Consider the following 21,162-nt stretch of genomic DNA (forward strand, 5'->3'; position numbering starts at 1 on the left):
TTTCGAAGAAATATTGATTATTTTTTAATTCACCATTGAAAATGAGAAACTTTCTCACTATTATTCTTAATGATATTTTTTTTAATTTATTTTCATATATTTATCTTGTCCATATTTGGTATTCTTTTATGAGTAAATTTAATCTCAACCCTCTTTCCGCTGCTTTATTTGGGGCAATTGTAACCACCACGAGTTTCGCACATGCTGAAACGACTGAATCTCAAGCTCAACAGATGGAAACCATTGTTGTTTCTGCAGCGGGCTTTGAACAAAAGATCAAGAATGCTCCTGCTTCAATCAGTGTTGTTACAAAAGCAGACATAGAAAAGAAAAATGCTTCTAGCATTGCAGATTTACTAGCTGACATTCCGGGCATTGATATTCGTGACGGTATTGGTAAAACATCCGGCTTAAACGTAAAAATGCGTGGTCTAGGTAATGACTATAGTTTGGTTTTAATTGATGGACGTCGCCAAACAACATCTTCTGACGTAACTCCAAATGGTTTCGGTGAATCATCAAATGGTTACTTACCACCCCTTGCTGCAATTGAGCGTATTGAGGTCATTCGTGGTCCTATGGCTACTCGCTATGGCTCAGAAGCAATGGGTGGTGTAATCAACATTATTACTAAAAAAGTGTCTGATACATGGACTGGTAATGTTACTGTGAGTGGTAACCTCATGGAACATAATGGGGAAGCCGACTCAGCAAAAACCAGTTTTGTTTTAAATGGCCCTCTTATAAGCGAACGCTTAGGGATGCAGCTACGCGGTTCTTATTTAGACCGTCAAAAATCTGAACGTATTCCAGGTACATCTGGCCGTGACCCACGCCCAAGTGAAGCAGATAATTTTGATTTTGGTGGTAAATTATCCTTTAACTTAGATGATAAAAATAGTTTCTGGTTAGATGGCTTCCATTCAAGTCAAAACTATAAAAATGATGATAATCGACTGGGCACTCAAGACACACCGAGCCGTGCTAATGGTTATAAAGACGAACTAGAATTTAACCGTGATCAAATTTCTGCTGGACATGAGGGTAACTATGATTTTGGTAAATGGTCATCTTACGTAAGCCATACAACTACTGAAACCGTAGGCCGTACTATTCCACGAAACACATTCCCATTAAATGCATTTGCAGGCACAGATCGTACATTAGAAAACACTGACTTTGTTGCTGATACACATATCGTCATGCCTATTGCAGATCATAAAATCACAGTAGGTGCCGAATATAAAGAAGCAGAAATTGCCGACGATATTGCGGGAATAGGCTCAAAATTCAAAAAAGACTCATTATCTTTCTACGCTGAAGATGAATGGCGCCTTTTAGATTCAGTTGCTTTAACTTTAGGTGGACGTTATGAAGATCATTCAGGTTTTGGTGGTCACTTCAGCCCACGAGCATATTTAGTTTGGAATACTAATGAAAATCTAACACTGAAAGGTGGTGTAAGTACGGGTTACAAAGCACCTTCTGCAAAAGAATTACACAATGGCGTGATTAGTGTTAGTGGTCAAGGTGCAACTTTTGGTGTCGGCTCTCCTAATCTTAAACCTGAAGAATCCACCAACTATGAATTAGGCTTTAATTATAACAAAGGTAGCTTTGACTTAACCACAACGGCATTCTTTAATAAAATTGAAGATCTGATAACTGATGGAGCTGACCTTTGGAACTGTTACTCTGAAACAAATCCAAACCAAGCAGGTTGTGTCAGCTATGGTTCCCATATTACTCAAGATAGTTTTTCACAAAGTATTAATGCCAATGAAGCAGAAACTAAGGGCGTTGAAGTTAGCTTGAAATACAGCATTATCCCTGAATGGGATATTAAAGCTGCATATACCTATATGGAAAGTGAGATCACAAAAGGTGAAAATAAAGGCTCGTACCTAAATAACGTACCCAAAAATGCTTTTAATATGACATCTACTTGGCATATTAATCCTTCACTCGATGTTTGGTTACAGCATGAGTATAAATCTGATCGTAAACGTTATAGTACAGTCCAAACTGCTGGTGATGCTGGCATCATTTATGCTGCAACTGGCAATAAGTTGAAGGGGTATAATTTATTTAACCTCGGTACAAGTTATAGCCTTAACGACAATATTCGTATTAATGGCTCTATAAATAACTTATTAGATAAAGACTTCACAAGCAATGGAACTTATATCAATAGCCAAGGTGTAGAGACATCTTACTATGACTATATGACCATTGGTTCTTCAATGGCTGGAACTTACTTAGCTGGTCGTAACTACTGGTTATCCATTTCTTATGATTTCTAACTTTTAGTACTTATAAAAGACAAAACTAAAAAACCTGTTTCGGCAGGTTTTTTTTGCATTAACAATTACGATTTATGCTTATTTAATTCACAATCATGTCTATATTTATAATCTCAATTAAACATAAAAAAACAATATATTTTATCAATATTTAAATAAAACATAGTCTTAATTAATACTTGTTATATCATTACATTAAATACTACTATCACAATATGATTATTTATCGTGATTTACAATTACACAAAGATGTAAGAACAAATAAGAATCATTATTATTCGCATACAAATTCACTATTCCAAATCGGGTTCGAAATGGCCTTCATTAAAACACGTAAGAAAATTGTTTCTTCAGCAATTGCTTCTTCTCTTTCTGTCATTGCTGTTAATGCAGTCGCGCAAGAGCAAGTTACTCAACTTCCAACGATTAACCAAGAAGTTGTTGCTGAAAAGGCACCAAGCTTAAAAGTTGATAAATCTGCGAATGCTAAATTTGTTGCTCCCCTTCTTGATACACCAAAATCTGTATCAGTGATTTCTAAGCAACTGATTGAAGACACGCAAGTCACAACTTTAAGTGATGCTTTACGTACAGTACCTGGTATTACCCTCGGTGCTGGTGAAGGCGGCAACCCAAATGGCGACCGTCCATTTATCCGTGGCTACAGCTCTGAAAGCTCAATGTATTTAGATGGTATTCGTAATTCAACCTCCCAAAACCGTGAAATGTTTGCCATAGAACAAGTTGAAGTCACCAAAGGTTCTGCTTCTGCTATGGGTGGTGCAGGTACTGTTGGCGGTAGCATCAACATGATTTCTAAAGTGGCTAAAAAAGGCGACCACTTAGAAGGTACTGTTGCTGGCGGTACAGATGCTTATGCACGTGTAACACTAGATGGCAATAAAGATTTTGGCAATGGGATTGCTGCACGTGTTGCCGTTATGGGACACATGAATGAGAAAGCAGGTCAAGCTGACGGTGCTGAATACAAACGTGCAGGTATTGCCCCTAGTATTACTTTTGGCTTAGACACCCCTACTCGTGCAACTTTAAGTTATTACTATTTAAAATCGGATGACACTCCAGATTCAGGTGTTCCATATTGGGATGCTGGTTTAAGTAAACCACAGGGTAAACCTGCGGAAGTAAAACAAGGCGTTTATTATGGTTGGAAAGATCGTGACTTCCAAAAACAAGAAAACCAAGCAGGAACAATCAAGTTAGAACATGATTTAACTGACAACTTAACCCTCACAAACACTGCAATGTACAGCAAATCTAAAAATGATTATGTTTGGACAAACCCTGATGACTCCAAAGGCAATGTAGCCAATGGCAAAGTATGGCATCGTCAAAACTCTGCCATCACAGATAGCGATACCTTTACAAATCAATTAGCATTGACAGGTAAATTCGCTACAGGTGCCATTAATCACAGTTTTAATGTCGGTGCTGAATATAGCAAGCAAGAAACTGACAAAGGTGGTTATAACATCATTAACAGTAAAGATGGCAAAGTTTCCTCAACGGGGTTTTACAGCGACTGTAAAGACCTTTCAAGCAATTGGTGTACTTCTCTAAACAATCCAACTCAAAAACCATTTTTAGATCGTTTAGAAGCCCGCCAAGACTTTGATGCCACGGTTGAAAGCACTTCTGTATATTTATTAGACAGCATTGAAATCACACCACAATGGTTACTTGATCTTGGTGTGCGTTGGGACAAGTTTGAAGCTGAACAAAACTTTCGTGCTACATCTTCAGCTGCTGCATATACAGCTAACAATGATTCAGACTTCTTTACATATCAATCAGGTATAACCTTTAAACCTGTTGAAAATGGTTCAATTTATGCAAGTTATGCTACCTCTGCCAGTCCTGTTGGCTTAAATGCTGGTTGGGGAGATAACAGCGAAACCATAAATGCTAATAACCAAATGATCGATCCTGAAGAAGCGCAAACTTACGAGTTGGGTACTAAGTGGGACTTGTTAAATGATCGTTTGAATTTAACAGCAGCGATCTTCCGTACTGAAAAACAAAATACTCGTGTACAACTTGACCCAACAACTTATGCGAATGTAGGTGAAAGTAAAGTTGATGGTGTTGAATTAGGATTAAATGGTCAAATTACTGATAAATGGGATATTTCGGCAGGTTATACTTATCTTAATAGTGAATTAACAAAAAATGGTAAATCATGCCGTGGTTCAGGTTCAACAGCAACTTGTACAGATAATGCCATTTATAATGGCAACCAAATGCCTAATGTACCTAAACAAGCAGCAACATTATGGACTACCTATAAGATATTGCCGCAATTAACTTTGGGTGGTGGTGCAGTATATTCAGACAAAGTTTATGGTGATGTTGCAAACATCAAATGGGCTCCATCTTATGTACGCTACGATGCTATGGCGCGTTATACCGTTAACAAAAATGTGGATTTACAGTTGAATGTAAATAACCTTTCTGACAAACGTTATTTCACTAAAGCCTACGCATCTCACTATGCCACTGAAGCAGAAGGTCGCAGCGCAGTTCTATCTGTTAACTTCAAATACTAAGAAAAAATAAATACCATAAATAATTTATGGTATTGACTCAAATAGCCTCGCTTCGAGGCTATTTTTGTATATGATCGAAACACAAACATTACATTTCAAAAGGTCAGACCGTGATTCACCATATTCCAAATGTATTGAGTAAAGATCAGGTCAACTACTTCCGCACAGAAATGCAAAAAGTAGAATGGATTAATGGTCAAAAAACTACGGGCTCACTGTCTAAAAATGTAAAAAACAACCAACAGCTAGATATAGACCATCCATTAACACAGCATTTAGGTGACATTATTCTGCATGAATTGTCACAACACGCGCTTTTTACATCTGCGGCTCTCCCCCTCAATATTTTGCCGCCCTATTTTAACCGCTATGAAAATGGTGAAACGTTTGGTTTCCATGTCGACAATGCCATTCGCTGGATGCCTGACAGCAATCAAAAAATTCGTACCGATTTGTCCTGCACGATTTTTCTAAGTGAACCCGAAGAATATGAGGGTGGTGAACTTGTGGTAGAAGACACCTATGGCTACCACGAAGTGAAATTGCCTGCCGGAGATTTGATTTTGTATCCATCTACCAGTGTGCATGAAGTTACTCCTGTGACTGCAGGCTGTCGTATTGCATCATTTTTTTGGTTGCAAAGTATGATCCGTGAAGATGCTGAGCGTCACATGTTATTTAATCTCGATCAAAGCATTCAAAATTTGCGTATGCAATTGGGTGATGCACATAGTGAAGTCGTCAAGTTGACTAGTCTGTATCACAACCTTATCCGCAAATGGGCCGAAATTTAAAGCTTAAGGTCAATAGACATGGACAAACTGACAATGACTGATCACAACATTTTAGCGCCACTCACTCAGATTCCAGCTCATTTGCAAACCATTGCAGATTATGAAGTCGAGGCTGAAAAACACCTTTCCAACATGGTGTGGCAGTACTTGCAAGGCGGCTCGATGGATGAACACAGTGTCCGTGGCAATTTGTCTCAGTTTGAACAGATACAACTGCTACCACGTATGCTGAAAGATCTAACCCAAGGTCATACCCAAATCGAAATCTTAGGGCAACGTTTCCCACATCCTATTTTTGTAGCCCCGATAGGTCATCAACAACAATTTCATCCTGATGCTGAAGCTGCAACAGCCCTCGCTGCCGAAGTCCTTGGCAGCAATATGATCCTCAGTACGTTTACCAATACAGATATGCGTGAGTTAAAGCAGGACAATCCTTACAAATGGTTCCAATTGTATTGGCAAGGAGAACGCGAAAAGTCATTATTGCTGGTCAAGATGGCAGAAGAACATGCCTATACAGCAATTGTAGTAACCATTGATTCCCCGCATACAGGGATTCGTGACCGTGAACGTCGAGTGTTTTTCCATTTGCCTGAAGGCATGCAACATCCGCATACCCCTACACATATCCCATTGCCTGAGCTCAATGATGGAGACCATCCCGTATTTAAAGGTCTGATGAAAATCGCACCAACATGGGCAGATATCCTTTGGCTCAGTCAAAACACCTCATTACCGATTATTTTAAAAGGCATTGTCAATCCACATGATGCTGAACTTGCCCTGCAACACGGTGTGCAAGGCATTATTGTGTCGAATCATGGAGGGCGCGTACTGGATAGTTGCATTTCCCCTCTCACCGCTTTAGAACTGATTAAAAAAGTTGTGCCTACGGATTTTCCAGTTTTATATGATGGTGGTATTCGTCGAGGTTCAGATGTGTTTAAAGCGATAGCCTTAGGTGCGTCTGCCGTATTAGTCGGACGTCCCTGCATTTATGGTTTAGCGACTGCGGGTGCTTTAGGCGTTGCCCATGTACTTAAAATACTGAAAGAAGAATTTGAGATTACGATGGCATTGATGGGAACAGCCACCGTCGATGAGATTAATAAAGATTATATTTTTCAAAAAAGCTAATTTTATAGAAAAATATTTTCCAGTAATGGCATCTTGACGCAAAAATAGGAAATTATTTCCGGAATATATGGACTAATATTTAGTTATACATTTACGAGCTTACGGTAAAGCTAAGTCATGTGAATCTTTACGGATTTATTTCGACTTTCGACTAAAGACTCCGAAATTAAACTTGTAAATTGCTAGAATAGACACAATCTATATAAGTAGTACCTTGCCGTTTATCCACGACATTTATCCACGGTGCTATAAGGAGTTTTCACATGATGTTGGCAGATCCAAGCAAAAAATACCGTCGCATGTACCAACGTGTAGACTTACCAGACCGTCAATGGCCAAATAACGAAATCAATAAAGCGCCGATCTGGATGAGTACCGACCTTCGTGACGGTAACCAAGCGATCTTCGAGCCAATGAACATTGAACAAAAGTTCAAAATGTTCCAAATGCTTGTGAAAATTGGTTTCAAACACATTGAAATCGGCTTCCCTTCTGCATCACAAATCGACTTTGATTTCACCCGTTTGTTGATCGAAGGCGGCCATATTCCCGATGATGTGTACATCGAAGTTTTGGTTCAAGCACGTGATCATTTGATTCAACGTACATTTGAATCATTACAAGGTGCAAAACGTGCCATCGTGCATATCTACAACTCAAACTCTCCAACCTTCCGCAATAAAGTGTTGAATGTTGATGTTGCTGGTGCAAAACAATTAGCGATTAATGCCGCAACGAAAGTCAAAGAATACGCTGCAAAACAGCCTGAAACTGAATTTGTATTCCAATACAGTCCAGAGTGTTTTACTGCAACAGAATTAGAAGTTGCTAAAGATGTCTGTGATGCGGTCACTGAAATTTGGGAAGCATCTCCAGAGAACAAAGTGATTTTAAACTTGCCTGCAACGGTTGAAGTTTCAGGTCCGAACGTCTATGCCGACCAAGTGGAATGGATGCACCGTAATATTGAGCGCCGTGACGGTGTGATTATTTCTGTACACTGTCATAACGACCGTGGCTGTGGTATTGCCGCTTCTGAGTTGGCGATCATGGCTGGTGCTGACCGTGTCGAAGGTTGTGTGTTTGGTAATGGTGAACGTACAGGTAACGTGGACGTTGCAGCGATTGCATTGAACATGTATACCCAAGGTGTTGCGCCAAACTTAGATTTCTCAAACATTAATGAAATCATTTCAATCATTGAAGAATGCACAGGCTTGCCGGTACACCCTCGTCATCCGTATGCTGGTGATTTGGTCTTCACCGCGTTCTCTGGTTCACACCAAGATGCCATTAAAAAAGGTTTCGAGTTCCAAAAGAACGAAGAAATGTGGGATATGCCTTATTTGCCAATCGACCCGAAAGACTTGGGCCGCGACTATGATGCCGTGATTCGTGTCAACTCACAGTCTGGTAAAGGCGGTATTGCGTACTTGTTAGAATCAAATTACAACGTGGTGTTGCCTCGCCGTATTCAAATTGAATTCTCGCAAATCGTACAGCAAAAAACAGATGAAGACGGTACTGAGATTTCTGCACAAGCGATCTGGTCATTGTTTAAAGACACGTATGTGGCGGCCAAAGATACACATTATGCGGCGAAAAACTACCGCTTACATGATGAAAATGGCAAGCAAGTCATTGAACTCGATATCGAAGTGAACAGTGAGATCCAGCAATTACGTGGTGAAGGCAACGGCCCAATTTCTGCTATCTTAAATGCATTGCAGTTGCCGATTGATGTCTTGAACTATGAAGAACGTAGTATCAGTTCTGGTGCGCATGCCAAAGCATTAGCTTTAATTGAACTTCAAGTGAAAGGTACAGGTAAGTCTGCATTCGGCGCAGGTGTACATGACAACATCGTGACTGCATCTATTGAGGCGATTATTGCCAGCACTAACCGTTTAATTGAACAAGGTGTTTTGAGTACTGAACAAGTGATTGCTGCTGCAGTCTAATTCAATGCTATAAATATCAAATAGCAATAAAATGACTTTAGAAGGATACCCTCAAGTGGTATCCTTTTATTATTCATACTAAAGATTTAAGGCGAATTATTCCTGTGTCTTTTCCAGCTGACTCAGTGGGCTTAGTTACCCCACAAAAGTTTATTTTTGAAGAGCCGTTAGAGCTCGAATGCGATCGCATACTCCCACGTTTTGAGCTCATGGTTGAAACTTATGGCGAACTGAATGCGGACAAATCCAATGCCATTTTGATTTGTCATGCTCTGTCAGGCCATCACCATGCAGCAGGTTATCATCATGAAGATGACCGTAAGCCGGGTTGGTGGGACGCATGTATTGGACCAGGCAAAGCTATTGATACGTCAAAATTCTTTGTCGTAGCACTAAATAATATCGGCGGCTGTAGCGGTTCTACTGGACCGACCTCTCCAAATCCTGAAAATGACAATCGCCCTTATGGTCCTGATTTCCCATTAGTGACTGTCCGTGACTGGGTCAAAACCCAAGCCATGTTATCTGATCGTTTAGAGATTCAGCAGTGGTATGCGGTGATTGGCGGCTCTTTAGGGGGCATGCAAGCTCTACAATGGTCTGTGGACTATCCAGATCGTTTACAAAAGTGCGTGATTATTGCCAGTACACCAAAACTGTCTGCGCAAAACATTGCCTTTAACGAAGTGGCACGTCAGTCGATTTTGTCTGACCCAGATTTCCATGATGGTCGCTATTTAGAAAATGACAGTTATCCTAAGCGTGGTTTGATCTTGGCCCGTATGGTGGGTCATATCACTTACCTCTCTGAAGAAGCCATGAAACAAAAATTTGGCCGTGACTTAAAGTCAGGTAAATTTATGTATGGCTTTGACGTCGAATTCCAAGTCGAAAGTTATTTGCGTTATCAAGGTGAGCAATTTAGCCGTAACTTTGATGCCAATACCTATTTGATCATGACCAAGGCTTTAGATTATTTCGATCCATCACGTGAATATGAGCAATCATTAAAAACCGCGATGTCTAAAACCAAGTGTCAATTTTTAGTTGTTTCGTTTACAACGGACTGGCGTTTTTCCCCTGCTCGTTCGCAAGAAATTGTAGATGCATTAATTAGCAATCATAAGCCTGTGAGCTATGTGGATATTGATGCTGAACAAGGCCATGACTCTTTCTTGTTCCCGATTCCGTTATATGTGAAAAGCTTACGTGCATTCCTAGGCGGTGTAAAACACCTGCAAGAAACACCGAAGGAGACCAACTAATGCGTATTGATCATCAACTGGCTGAACGTTGGATTAAACCAGATTCAAGCGTACTCGATTTAGGGTGTGGTGACGGTGAACTGCTTGCACATATGAGCAAAAAGCACAATATTCGTGCATATGGCTTAGAAATTGATCAAGAAAAGATTGCAATTGCAGTCAGTCGCGGGTTAAATATCATCCAACAGGACTTGAACTTAGGTTTAAGTCGCTTTGCCGACCAGTCTTTTGACTATGTGGTTATGGCACAAGCCTTGCAAGCTGTAGATGCACCAGACGTTCTCTTAAGAGACATGGTGCGTGTGGGGAAACAGGCTATTATTACCTTTCCAAACTTTGCACATTGGAAGACTCGTTCTTTCCTTGCATTAAAAGGAATGATGCCCGTTTCAGACGCGTTACCCTATATGTGGTATAACACGCCCAATATTCATTTATGTACTTTCCGTGATTTTGAAGCGCTGTGTGCTGAAAATAACATCCGGATTATTAACCGACTTGCCGTGAATGGGGATCAACAAGACAGTTTACTCAGTAAACGTCTCCCAAATCTATTTGGTGAAGTCGCAATTTATCGAGTGAGCGCTCTATGAAAAAATTATTATTAAGCACGACGCTACTGATTGGACTTTTTAGCATACAAGCCCATGCGGATTATGTTGCTCCATCATCTTCAGTTTCTAGCCAAGCTGCTCAATATTCAATTATGGATATTCACAGCTTAAGTAAAGCTGCTAAAGCAGGTCAGCCCGGTGCTCAGTTTTACTTAGGCACTAAATATCAACAAGGTAAAGACGTTGCCAAAGATGAACGTCAAGCTTTTGCATGGTATAAGGCTGCTGCTGATCAAGGTTTATCTGCAGCACAGCTTAATGTAGGTCGTATGCTTGCAGATGGCATTGGGACTAAAAAAGATGAAGCGCTTGCTCGTCAATATTTCGAAAAAGCAGCCAGCCGTGGTGATAACCGCGCAAGCTTTAACTTAGCCATGATGGAAGAGCAAAAGAAAAACTACATGGGTGCATACCAATGGTATGAGCTTTCTACCCGTGATGGCATGCTCGACAACAAAGTGATTAGCTTGTCTGAAGGTAAGAAAACGGCATTGGCAGCCAACTTAAGCCAAGACCAAATTCGTCAAGCACGTGACCGTGCAGACAAATGGATTCAAGCACAATAAGTTTTTGAATCTTAAAAAGCACCTTCGGGTGCTTTTTTATTAAATATATACTTCTAAAACACCCCATATTTTCAAAATTATAAGGGCAATACATGAAAATAAATTTTGAAGTCATTCAATATTCAAGTGGATATTATTCTGGATTAAACATACAGATTATTCCTTTTAACCTTGATCAAAATCCAAACTTGCAAAACTCTATCGTTATTGATGAACTAGCTTTTTCACTTATCGAAAAATTCTTCTTTGAACATGAAAACCCTTGGTCACACTGGGGACCAACTTATGTTTATCCTGAAAAAATCACTACAATTATTGAAAGGCTGAATCATTATAAAAACTATCTAAATGAAAAAAAATTTTTAACTTATAAAGATAATGTTCAGCTTCTCTTTAAAAAAGAAACAAAAAATTTTAGGAAGAAATTCCCTAAATATAAAACTAAAGTAATCACTATGATTAACCAAGTCATTGGATTTTTAAAAAACATTCAAATCAACAAAATTGATGGTATTACAGTAATAGGAGTCTAAAGCGCATTTAACTTCAACCAGATACGTTAAATCCGTTAAAATACTTTTCAATATTCAACATAAAGAGCGATTCTGCATGGCTTCATCTAATTGGTTATCTCAAGGCACTTTGGTTCTGGCGAGCAACAACAAAGGCAAAATTGCAGAATTTGAAAAAATGTTTGCGGAACTGAATTTGCCTGTTGGAGTGATTCCACAAGGTCAGTTGAACATTGAAGATGCCATTGAAGACGGTCTAAGCTTTGTTGAAAATGCCATTATTAAAGCGCGTCACGCATCGAAAATTTCAGGCAAGCCAGCCATTGCAGATGATTCTGGCATTTGCGTTCCTGTACTCGGTGGCGCACCGGGGATTTACTCTGCGCGCTATGCAGGTGAACATGGCAATGATGCCGCTAACAATGCCAAGTTGCTTGCTGACCTCAAACCGCTCCGTAAAGAGGGTAAAGCAATCGAAGGGATGTTTGTATGTGTCTTGGCTTTGGTCCAACATGCAGAAGACCCACTCCCACAAATTTTCCAAGGGATTTGGCGCGGTGAAGTGATGGAAGCAGCACGTGGTGAAAATGGCTTTGGCTATGACCCACTGTTTTGGCTGCCTGAACTAAACGTTTCTAGCGCTGAATTATCAAAAGAAGAAAAAAATAAAATCAGCCATCGTGGTCAGGCGATGAAATTATTTAAAGCAAGTTTGAAATAATTTGCATTGGAGTTAATCTTAATGCCAAAGATTAACTCCAATCCCTGAATAAAAATAGAATAATTATGGCACTTCAACCGATACAGATCATATGCAACGCTTGCCATCACACTTCAACTGAAATCCCAACACGCTCATTTCTTGGTTTTCAAAAAATAAGCTGCCCTCATTGCCATGCGCAACTAACCTACCCGCTCACCTCAGGCTTTCGTACCACTTACGTTATTTTTGCAGTATTGATCGTGCTGTCGATCATGCTTAATCTGTCGCAAGGTCAAATTGGATTTCCAGGCCTGATAGGTATCGCAATGATATACGCCCTCGTGCGTGATTGGCAGATTCGAAAACAGCTCAAGTAGTCGCCCTTTGCGGGCATCTATAATTCACTTTTCATTTTAAAGCGAAAAAAGATGCAAAATTAACCCATAAAAACTGACGACGATACAGCTCATAATCGTGCCTGAAGCAATATAACGTGCCGAAGTGCCTGTTCCTTGATAATGCGTTTCTAAAGCCACAATATTGGCTGCAGGGGGTAAGCAGAACAGCATGAACATCACCCCAATATATTTCTCGATCTGGGGAATCGGAAGAAAGGCATAACTCAAACCACAAATCACCGCGCCAACGGTGAGTTTCATCGCATAAATACGACTACTATTAATCAGATCATGCCACTTTACCTTTGTTTGGCGCAGCCACATGCCTAAGACACACATCCCTGTGAAACTCATTCCAATTTTTGCAGCTTGATAGAGCCAATCTAAGATCTGATGTTCTTCTAAATGCTGCAGTCCAACTATTCGACAGACACCTGCAATTATCAAGGCAAATACAGGCGGTGACATCGCCACTTTTTGAATCACGCTCGACCATGGGAGTTGGGCTGAACTGACGGCTGTAACGGCCCACATATTGCCAAAGATAGAGCCACCGACATACAGAGCCACCATCGCTGCACTAATTTCAGGGCCAAACAGTGCTAAGGCAAAAGGAAAACCCAGCCAAGCCAAGTTCAAATAACTGACACATAAGGCACGTAAACTATCTTTTAATAGCCAGCGAAATAAATAAAACATCAGCACGGCAACACTAAAGCTAAAGAGCATGAGCGCTAAACTTCCTGCTTGATAGAACACCATGTTGTAGATGATCACGGCTGGAATAAAACAGCGTGCAAGTAAGCTAGAGAAAATCGATTTGAGCGATGATGTTCCTGATAATGATGCCAATCCGAGGCCACTTAAAAAACCCAATATCGGAAGAAGAAACGCCACTACACCACCCTCACTGCTCAATCCATGCATAGTAACACTGAACATAAGCTTCGCGGCTGTCTTTAAACTGCAACATCTTGGTCACTTCACTGTCATCTACAACTGCTGAAATGTTGTGCAGACCAACAAGAGGATAACAAGATGGCTGGACTATCGATTTGGCATGTACTGATTTTTGCAATTGTGGTGATTTTACTCTTTGGTACATCAAAACTAAAAAACTTGGGCAAAGATGTCGGCGGCGCGGTCAAAGATTTCAAAAAGTCGATGCGTGATGAAGACGCAGCAAACACACAGCTTAATGAGCCTCGCACGCTAGAGCATGAAGCTCAAAATAAAACCAATTCCTCAGTTCAAAGCTAAGGAGTTGTCATAATGCTTAATATTGGTATTAGCGAATTACTGGTGTTCAGCATTATTGCGCTGATCGTACTCGGCCCGGAAAAACTGCCTGAAGGTATCCGCTTTGCAGGCAAATGGTACGGGAAAGTTAAACGACTGATCAGTAACGTGCAAACAGATATTGATCGTGAACTTCGCATGTCCGAACTTCGTGAAGAAATGCAAAAAGAAATGCAACGTATTCAACAGCTCGAAGCGCGTATGCAGGCTCAGATGAATGAATTGCAACAAACGCAACATCCCATAGAACAGACTGCGCTAAAACAACAAGAAGCCGTCCTACCTGACAATAAAAATTTATCTCCACGTTATCAGTACATCGAACGTGGTCAGATCACGATCTTTGCCATGGTTACACCCCAAATGAAAATAGAGCACGAAATTAAAACAGATCAATCTGCTGCATTAAGCTCGACCGATGCATTAGCAGAATATCAGGTGGCCGTATGACAGATCTTTCACTGAATAATTCACAGAACACTGTGCCTGATTTGGAAGAAATGCCGATCACCAAACATTTGGTGATTTTGCGTCGGCATTTGATCAAAATTACAGGGCTCATTTTGATTCTGTTCTTTTGTTTATTGCCCTTTGCCAATCAAAGCTATCAATTGATGTCAGAGCCTCTGCGTGCGCAGTTGCCGATGAACTCATCCATGATCGCAACGGATGTGACCGCCACCTTTATGGCGCCGTTTAAGTTGAATTTCTTTGTCGCGCTAATGCTCGCTATGCCCTTCGTAATTTATCAACTTTGGGCCTTCATCAAACCTGCACTGTATGAAAAAGAGCGGCATTTGGCGATGCCCTTATTATTCGGCAGCATCATCCTCTTCTATGCCGGTATTGCCTTTGCCTATTGGGTTGCCCTGCCATCCATCCTACATTTTTTTATGAGTGTTTCCCCTGAAACGGTCGCCCCAATGACGGACATCAATAGTTATTTAAGTTTCTGCTTAAAGCTTTTTTTGGTGTTTGGACTGACCTTTGAGATTCCGATCATCACGTTAATTTTGATTTTGATCGGGGTGGTATCTACTCAAACCTTGGTAGAGAAGCGTCGTTTTATTATCGTCGGCTGTTTTTTTGTCGCCATGTTTGCCACGCCACCCGATGCGCTTTCGATGATCATGTTGGCCATCCCCATGTGGATGCTGTTTGAGCTAGGTTTATTTTTTGGCAAGCTGATTGAAAAACGACGTGCATCTACAACTTACATAGACTGATGTTTCGACAATTTTGGTGAGTTTTACACCTAAGAGGCTGAGATAGCCTCTTTTTTTATGCGTCCATTTAATGTTTTGCAATTTTCATGCAGCGAAATCTAAACGCCTATTTCATCAGTTTGCAACATTAGCTTCAAAGCATTGTCATATTTTATCGATAGTTTTATGTGATCAACTTTTACCCAGCACACCTTTGCCAGGATTTAAATTCATGACAAACATGCCATATAACGAAGATCAAGAACTTGATAACAACACTTCGGATAACATTCATTTTCGTGACATTTTAGAACAACGCATCAGCCGTCGTAGCTTGATTACCAAGACTGCGAGTGGTGCAGTCGCACTTGCATTGGCATCTTCATTAACGGGGTGTAATGATGACAATGACTCAGGTTCAAATAGCAATACCAAACCACCAGTTACCGATCCAGATCAAAAACCGACCAAATTCAATTTCACACCAGTGAAAAAGAATTTAGACGATATTGTGACTGTTCCTGAAGGCTATCAAGCGCATGTACTATATGCGATGGGTGACTCGATTAACCCTGCATACCCAGCGTGGGATGATAACAATGTTCCTTCTGGCCCGAGCTTCCAATTCCGCTCTGGTGACTGCCATGACGGTATGAGCTTCTTTGGTTTAAATACCACCTCTGGACGTTATGATGCCAAACAGTCTGACCAAGGTTTGTTGGTGATGAACCATGAATACATCAATCCGACCTTCTTGCACCCGCAAGGCCCAACCAAAGTAGAAGGTCGTCGCCCTGAAGATGAAGTCATCCGTGAAGTCAATGCACACGGTGTTTCTATCATTCAAATTGAAAAAGACAGTAAGACTCAAGCTGTCAAACTGGTACAAAACTCACCTTTCAACCGTCGTATCACAGCATCGACCGTAATGGACTTTAAAGGCCCTGTTGCAGGCTCAAGCTTAGTTAGTACGAAATTTTCAACCAATAGCCAGCAAACCCGTGGTACACACAACAACTGTGGTAATGGTTATACCCCTTGGGGCACTTACCTGACGACAGAAGAAAACTTCATTGGTTACTTCGCTCGTGCAAAAAACGATGATGCCAAACGTAGTCCTGCTGAAATTGTGGCACTCAACCGTTATGGCCTAAAAGCGGGTGCAAACTCACGCTATGGTTGGGAAACAGCGATTGGAAGTAATGAGTCTCAAGATTTATATGACCGTTGGTCAGCGAATGTTACCGGTACTCAGGCAGCAGAAGATTATCGTAATGGTCCAAACACCTTTGGTTGGATTGTCGAAATCGACCCATTTGACCGCCGTGAAAACCCCGTAAAACGTACTGCACTGGGTCGCTTTGCACATGAAGACTGCCGTGCAAGTCGCTTACGTGAAGATGATAACCTTGCGTTTTATATGGGTGATGACTCACGCGGCGAATACATCTATAAATTTGTATCCGACCAAAAATGGAATAAAAAAGATGTCAACGGTGGCTATGCTGCAGGTGACAAATACATGAACAACGGTAAGTTATACGTTGCCAAATTTAACAATGACGGCAAAGGTCAATGGATTGAATTGAGCTATAACGTCAATGGTTTAAACCAAAGCAACAGCGTGTATCCGTTTAGTTCACAAGCAGATGTTCTGACCTTCGCACGTCTTGCTGCAGATGCTGTCGGTGCCACCAAAATGGACCGTCCTGAATGGGTCGCTGTGCATCCAGACAATGGTGAAGTCTATGTGACCCTCACCAATAACTCGAACCGTGGTACGACGCATGCACTAGATGCTGCCAACCCACGTAACTACACTGACCCTGAAGGTGGTAAAGGCAACGTCAACGGTCATATTATCCGTTTCCGTGAAGATGGTGATACAACCACAGCACTCAGCTTTACTTGGGATATTTACCTGTTTGGTGCTGAAGCAAAAATGGCGAGCAACATTAACTTATCCGGTTTAAATGACAATAACGACTTGTCATCACCTGATGGGATGTGGTTCGACCCACGTGGTGTGTTATGGATTCAAACCGATGACGGTGCTTATACCGATACCACCAACTGTATGATGCTTGCTGCACTTCCAGGTCAAGTCGGTGATGGCACAAAAGCCACGACATCATCGGGTCAAGAAACCATTGTGGGTGCAAAACTGAATGATGAAAACTTACGTCGCTTCCTGACCGGACCAAAAGAGTGTGAAATCACAGGTGTAACAATGACACCTGACTACAAAGCGATTTTTATCAATGTGCAACATCCCGGTGAAGATTCAGCATCCTATGCTGAACCGACCAGCCACTGGCCGGCATCACAAACCAATGCTGCAGCGACCTCACGTCCTCGCTCAGCGACCGTTGTCATCACCCGTAAAGATGGTGGAGTGATTGCTGGCGAAGCGGTAGAACAAGCTCAGCCAACACAAAAAACCGCATAAAACACCTTTAAAAAATAAGCCGACGAATCGTCGGCTTTTTTTATACCTTTAGATGCACTTCTATCTGGGTGATCTGTCCTTGTTGCTCACCCTGCTGCTGTTTTTCCTGCCAATGCCACTGTGAATCCCGCATACACAATAAATTTGAACAGCGGGTGCCATACACCGGACTTTGAATAAAGGTTGAAGACAGCAAATGTTCCATTTCCGCCTGAATCCCAGTATTGGGTAACAATGATGGAATGATTTTACGTTCATCTTCCAAAATATCCCACGCAGCAGCGTCTATATCCGCCTGTGGTTGCTGGCTTTGTAGCATCGGTAAAAATTCTTGCGTGAAACGTTTGCGTAAATGTCGGGTCTTTTCCCAATGTTCAGTCATTAAACCATTGGATGTGACATACACCCCTTTGGCTAAGACTTGTGGTGCTTCACCGCGATTACTCATATAAACGGCTTGAGTGGCATCGCCAACGAATAAATTAAAGCCAGCATAATTACATTGGATTTGTTCAATTGCTTGCGCAAAACGAATGGGCGTTTGCTCAGATTCTAAAAATTGCTGAATCAAAGCGCCACGTGAAGTGGGATATGCAGTCTGATCACGACCATCACGAAAATTGGTGACAATCGCCCAACGCCCTTGAGCGGTTATCCCCATCCATGTTCCACCAGACTGTAAGTCCTGCCCTGCAATAATCGGACTATCTACCCATTGCTTTAGGCCTGCCGTCGGTCGATGATAAAACTCATCACGATTCGAAATCAGGCAGAGTGGCATGTCATCCAAGACCTGCCAAGCAAAAGCCACAATGCACATATTCAACTCTCAATATCTTTACACATTGAATGTACAACATTTTTCAGCACATTCAGCTAAAATCTGTGCAAAACATAATGACAAGGAACAGCAATGCTGACATATCCAAATATCGACCCTGTGGCGATATCACTGGGGCCACTACAAGTTCACTGGTATGGTCTGATGTATTTATTGGCCTTTTTATTTGCATGGGGCTTGGCAACCTACCGTGCAAAACAACGTGACGGCTGGAACGCAGAAATGGTCTCTGACCTGATTTTCTACGGTGCATTGGGTGTCGTGATTGGTGGACGCTTTGGCTATGTCTTCTTTTATGGTTTCGATCAGTTCCTTGCCAACCCATTGTGGCTATTCCAAGTTTGGACAGGCGGCATGAGCTTCCATGGCGGTTTCCTTGGGGTCATGATTGCCATGTTACTGTGGTGCAAGAAATATAAAATGACTTGGTTCCAGACCCTCGACTTTATCGCACCCTGCGTTCCAACAGGCTTAATGTTTGGTCGTATTGGGAACTTTATTGGTGGCGAACTATATGGTCGTGCAGTGACCGACCCTAATTTTGCTTTCGGCATGATCTTCCCGACCGATCCGCTTCAGTTGGTGCGCCATCCGTCGCAGCTCTATCAAGCCCTCTGTGAAGGTTTAATTCTGTTTATCGTGCTGTGGTGGTTTAGTTCAAAACCTCGTCCACGTTATGCCGTTTCAGCCTTGTTCCTCATCGGATATGGTATAGCACGCTTCACCGTTGAATTCTTCCGTGAGCCGGACAATGGTCAACTGTTCATCGGATGGATGAGTAAAGGTCAGTTCCTGACAGTTCCGATGATTCTGATTGGACTATGGATGATGTGGTATGCCTACCAGAAAAAAATCTATGACTGGGGTCCACAAAAGAATCATTAATATTTTCTAAATATCTTTAAGCAAGCGAGGTTTAAGCCTCGCTTTTTTATGCGCTGAAATTTACTCCTTCATACGCATTTACTCCACATGAAGTGACTGAATTAGACAACTGATCTGTGCTAAAGTTTATTCAGCTTATTTTTAAACTATCGATCCATGCTTGAATTTTGGTTTAACCCCAGCGTTTCTGTACTTAAAAAAATCTTGTTTTTTATTGCGATGGCCGTACTGACCGGTGTTCTGTATTGGATGGACCCCCTAACACTTCAAGCCATTCTCATGTTCATGGGTACAGGCGTCATTTTCCTGATTTGTCGTTATTGCAAGATTCATTTTGCAGCAAAAAACCCAACAGGTTTGCTCTATCGTTTATTGACCTGGATACCGATTGCACTGCTGTTAGCATTGGTTTTTATCAACATGAATAAGGGTGAAATTCTGATTCCGGGTGCTCAAGGCATTGGCTTTATGGCTTTGGCGATCTGCCTGCTCTCCCCGATTTCACTGCTGAATAAAAACGAGAACACTTCGCCCGAAGTGTAAAGTTTAAATGCTGACGTTTTGGTACTCTGAGCGCTGTAACCGACAAATCAAGCTCTTCATTTGTATCAGTACCTGTGTGCTTATTTTTCTATGCGCTGAACAAAAACAACTAGATCCCCGCTTTGCGGGCTTCAGTTTAGGGATTGGTTTGATGATTGATCTGCTTTATAAGCTCAGACAAGACAAACTAAAAACACTGTCTCCGTCATTAAAATGCGGTTTGGCTAGTTTGCCAATTTTATGTTTAGTGTGCTTAATTTATTTTCTACCCAATGAGCAACGCTGGATTTTAGCGCTGCAATGTGTGGGCTTTGCTGCAATTGGATTATTTATCGTCTCGATCTACAGTCAGCGTGCAAAAAGGTTTGAAGACTAACCTTTTTTCACTGAAGGATTATCAATCCGCTAAGCGGTAATAGCTGTATTTCACATTTGGAGTTCGATAGACCGCATAACCCGCTTGACGATAATCAGATACCCAGTCCTTACCTGAATATGCTGCGATATGACCATAACGGCTACTTTGATTGCGGTCGATAATATAGATATCGCCTTTCTTAGGTCGATCAAACGCTAAATTAATTTTTTGATAACCAATTTTTTGTAATGTGCTGCCCCAATCTGCTGCGGCAACGGGGTGACCGTTAAAACGTGCCCCAGCGGACTCAAGTGCTAGACGAACACTGCGGGCACATTTCTGAGTACTGCTTTGGCGGGTAATGCCTTGTAAAAATCCAGTCAAACGATCGATATCGATACGCTGACCATTTCGGGATACCACATTTTTAGTCGCTGCTTTTTGAGTGGTATTGGACTTGCCCGTATTTTTACTCGCCTGAGAACGAATTATGATATTTGCCTGAACTGGAGCATGCACTTCACTCAAGTTTACATTGTGATCATAAGCCATTCTTTAACCCACACTCCCGCCTATATTTAGGCATTCAAAAATTTTAACGAGGGTGATAGTACCGCGTAAATCATGTTTTTTCATGTAAAAAATGTAAGATTTCTTAAACAAATCTTCACATTTAAATACAACCGTCTATTTTTAATTCAAATATATTTATTTTTGATATCAAACTCTTATTCAGAAATAATAGCCCAAAATCATCTC

General features: G+C 41.3%; 20 protein-coding genes. 17 read left to right on the forward strand and 3 right to left on the reverse strand.

Annotated elements, in window-relative coordinates; genetic code table 11:
• The first annotated feature begins 128 nt into the window (after positions 1–128).
• From FTT92_RS07360 to rdgB, 10 genes are all read left to right on the forward strand, one after another.
• On the forward strand, positions 129–2,303 hold the full coding sequence (locus FTT92_RS07360; RefSeq protein WP_180171766.1) for a TonB-dependent receptor domain-containing protein: 2,175 nt from the start codon (positions 129–131) through the stop codon (positions 2,301–2,303).
• A gap of 314 nt (positions 2,304–2,617) precedes the next feature.
• A complete protein-coding gene (locus FTT92_RS07365) occupies positions 2,618–4,870 on the forward strand; it encodes a TonB-dependent siderophore receptor (RefSeq protein WP_180115875.1) in 2,253 nt (750 codons plus the stop codon).
• Between the two features lie 110 nt (positions 4,871–4,980).
• On the forward strand, positions 4,981–5,664 hold the full coding sequence (locus FTT92_RS07370; protein ID WP_180171767.1) for a Fe2+-dependent dioxygenase: 684 nt from the start codon (positions 4,981–4,983) through the stop codon (positions 5,662–5,664).
• A 33-nt stretch (positions 5,665–5,697) separates the two neighbouring features.
• A complete protein-coding gene (locus FTT92_RS07375; protein WP_180171816.1) occupies positions 5,698–6,804 on the forward strand; it encodes an alpha-hydroxy acid oxidase in 1,107 nt (368 codons plus the stop codon).
• A gap of 263 nt (positions 6,805–7,067) precedes the next feature.
• Positions 7,068–8,765, forward strand: a complete 1,698-nt coding sequence (leuA, locus tag FTT92_RS07380) for a 2-isopropylmalate synthase (protein ID WP_180171768.1) — start codon at positions 7,068–7,070, stop codon at positions 8,763–8,765.
• Positions 8,766–8,869: 104 nt separating this feature from the next.
• Positions 8,870–10,030, forward strand: coding sequence for a homoserine O-acetyltransferase (locus FTT92_RS07385; RefSeq protein ID WP_180171769.1), 1,161 nt, complete (start codon positions 8,870–8,872; stop codon positions 10,028–10,030).
• Positions 10,030–10,623 carry a methionine biosynthesis protein MetW gene (metW, locus tag FTT92_RS07390; RefSeq protein WP_067763682.1) on the forward strand — a complete coding sequence of 198 codons (594 nt, stop codon included), beginning with the start codon at positions 10,030–10,032 and terminating at the stop codon, positions 10,621–10,623. The genes FTT92_RS07385 and metW overlap by 1 nt, the downstream gene beginning before the upstream one ends.
• Positions 10,620–11,210, forward strand: coding sequence for a tetratricopeptide repeat protein (locus tag FTT92_RS07395; protein WP_078189669.1), 591 nt, complete (start codon positions 10,620–10,622; stop codon positions 11,208–11,210). Before metW ends, FTT92_RS07395 begins: the two co-directional genes overlap by 4 nt.
• A 92-nt stretch (positions 11,211–11,302) precedes the next feature.
• Complete coding sequence (locus FTT92_RS07400; RefSeq protein ID WP_180171770.1) at positions 11,303–11,743, forward strand: hypothetical protein; 441 nt, start codon at positions 11,303–11,305, stop codon at positions 11,741–11,743.
• A 76-nt stretch (positions 11,744–11,819) separates the two neighbouring features.
• A complete protein-coding gene (gene rdgB / locus FTT92_RS07405; protein WP_180171771.1) occupies positions 11,820–12,443 on the forward strand; it encodes an RdgB/HAM1 family non-canonical purine NTP pyrophosphatase in 624 nt (207 codons plus the stop codon).
• 395 nt (positions 12,444–12,838) lie between these two features.
• Here rdgB and FTT92_RS07410 read toward each other — a convergent pair whose 3' ends face one another.
• Entirely contained in the window at positions 12,839–13,720 is an 882-nt protein-coding gene (locus FTT92_RS07410; RefSeq protein ID WP_180171817.1) for a permease, read from the reverse strand.
• A 141-nt stretch (positions 13,721–13,861) separates the two neighbouring features.
• Between FTT92_RS07410 and tatA the strand changes: the two genes are divergently transcribed.
• The 4 genes from tatA (at position 13,862) to FTT92_RS07430 (ending at position 17,776) form a co-directional block, all read left to right on the forward strand.
• A complete protein-coding gene (tatA, locus tag FTT92_RS07415; protein WP_078189673.1) occupies positions 13,862–14,083 on the forward strand; it encodes a Sec-independent protein translocase subunit TatA in 222 nt (73 codons plus the stop codon).
• 12 nt (positions 14,084–14,095) lie between these two features.
• Positions 14,096–14,572, forward strand: a complete 477-nt coding sequence (gene tatB, locus FTT92_RS07420) for a Sec-independent protein translocase protein TatB (protein WP_180171772.1) — start codon at positions 14,096–14,098, stop codon at positions 14,570–14,572.
• A complete protein-coding gene (gene tatC, locus FTT92_RS07425) occupies positions 14,569–15,348 on the forward strand; it encodes a twin-arginine translocase subunit TatC (protein WP_180171773.1) in 780 nt (259 codons plus the stop codon). Before tatB ends, tatC begins: the two co-directional genes overlap by 4 nt.
• Before the next feature lie 211 nt (positions 15,349–15,559).
• A complete protein-coding gene (locus FTT92_RS07430; RefSeq protein WP_180171774.1) occupies positions 15,560–17,776 on the forward strand; it encodes a PhoX family phosphatase in 2,217 nt (738 codons plus the stop codon).
• 40 nt (positions 17,777–17,816) lie between these two features.
• Here the strand turns inward: FTT92_RS07430 and FTT92_RS07435 are convergent, their stop codons facing one another.
• The gene (locus FTT92_RS07435; protein WP_180101391.1) at positions 17,817–18,596 is read right to left on the reverse strand and encodes an NRDE family protein; all 780 of its coding nucleotides are present in this window, start codon (positions 18,594–18,596) and stop codon (positions 17,817–17,819) included.
• Between the two features lie 93 nt (positions 18,597–18,689).
• Here FTT92_RS07435 and lgt point away from each other — a divergent pair, with 93 nt between their 5' ends.
• The 3 genes from lgt (at position 18,690) to FTT92_RS07450 (ending at position 20,421) form a co-directional block, all read left to right on the forward strand.
• Positions 18,690–19,502, forward strand: a complete 813-nt coding sequence (gene lgt, locus FTT92_RS07440; RefSeq protein ID WP_078189677.1) for a prolipoprotein diacylglyceryl transferase — start codon at positions 18,690–18,692, stop codon at positions 19,500–19,502.
• A 156-nt stretch (positions 19,503–19,658) separates the two neighbouring features.
• On the forward strand, positions 19,659–20,045 hold the full coding sequence (locus FTT92_RS07445; RefSeq protein ID WP_180171775.1) for a hypothetical protein: 387 nt from the start codon (positions 19,659–19,661) through the stop codon (positions 20,043–20,045).
• Between the two features lie 76 nt (positions 20,046–20,121).
• A complete protein-coding gene (locus FTT92_RS07450) occupies positions 20,122–20,421 on the forward strand; it encodes a hypothetical protein (protein WP_373684103.1) in 300 nt (99 codons plus the stop codon).
• A gap of 21 nt (positions 20,422–20,442) precedes the next feature.
• Here the strand turns inward: FTT92_RS07450 and FTT92_RS07455 are convergent, their stop codons facing one another.
• Complete coding sequence (locus FTT92_RS07455; protein WP_078189680.1) at positions 20,443–20,955, reverse strand: peptidoglycan amidohydrolase family protein; 513 nt, start codon at positions 20,953–20,955, stop codon at positions 20,443–20,445.
• Positions 20,956–21,162 lie beyond the last annotated feature (207 nt).

The sequence above is a fragment of the Acinetobacter sp. YH12023 genome (genome assembly GCF_013420135.1).
In the GTDB taxonomy this organism is placed as follows: domain Bacteria; phylum Pseudomonadota; class Gammaproteobacteria; order Pseudomonadales; family Moraxellaceae; genus Acinetobacter; species Acinetobacter amyesii.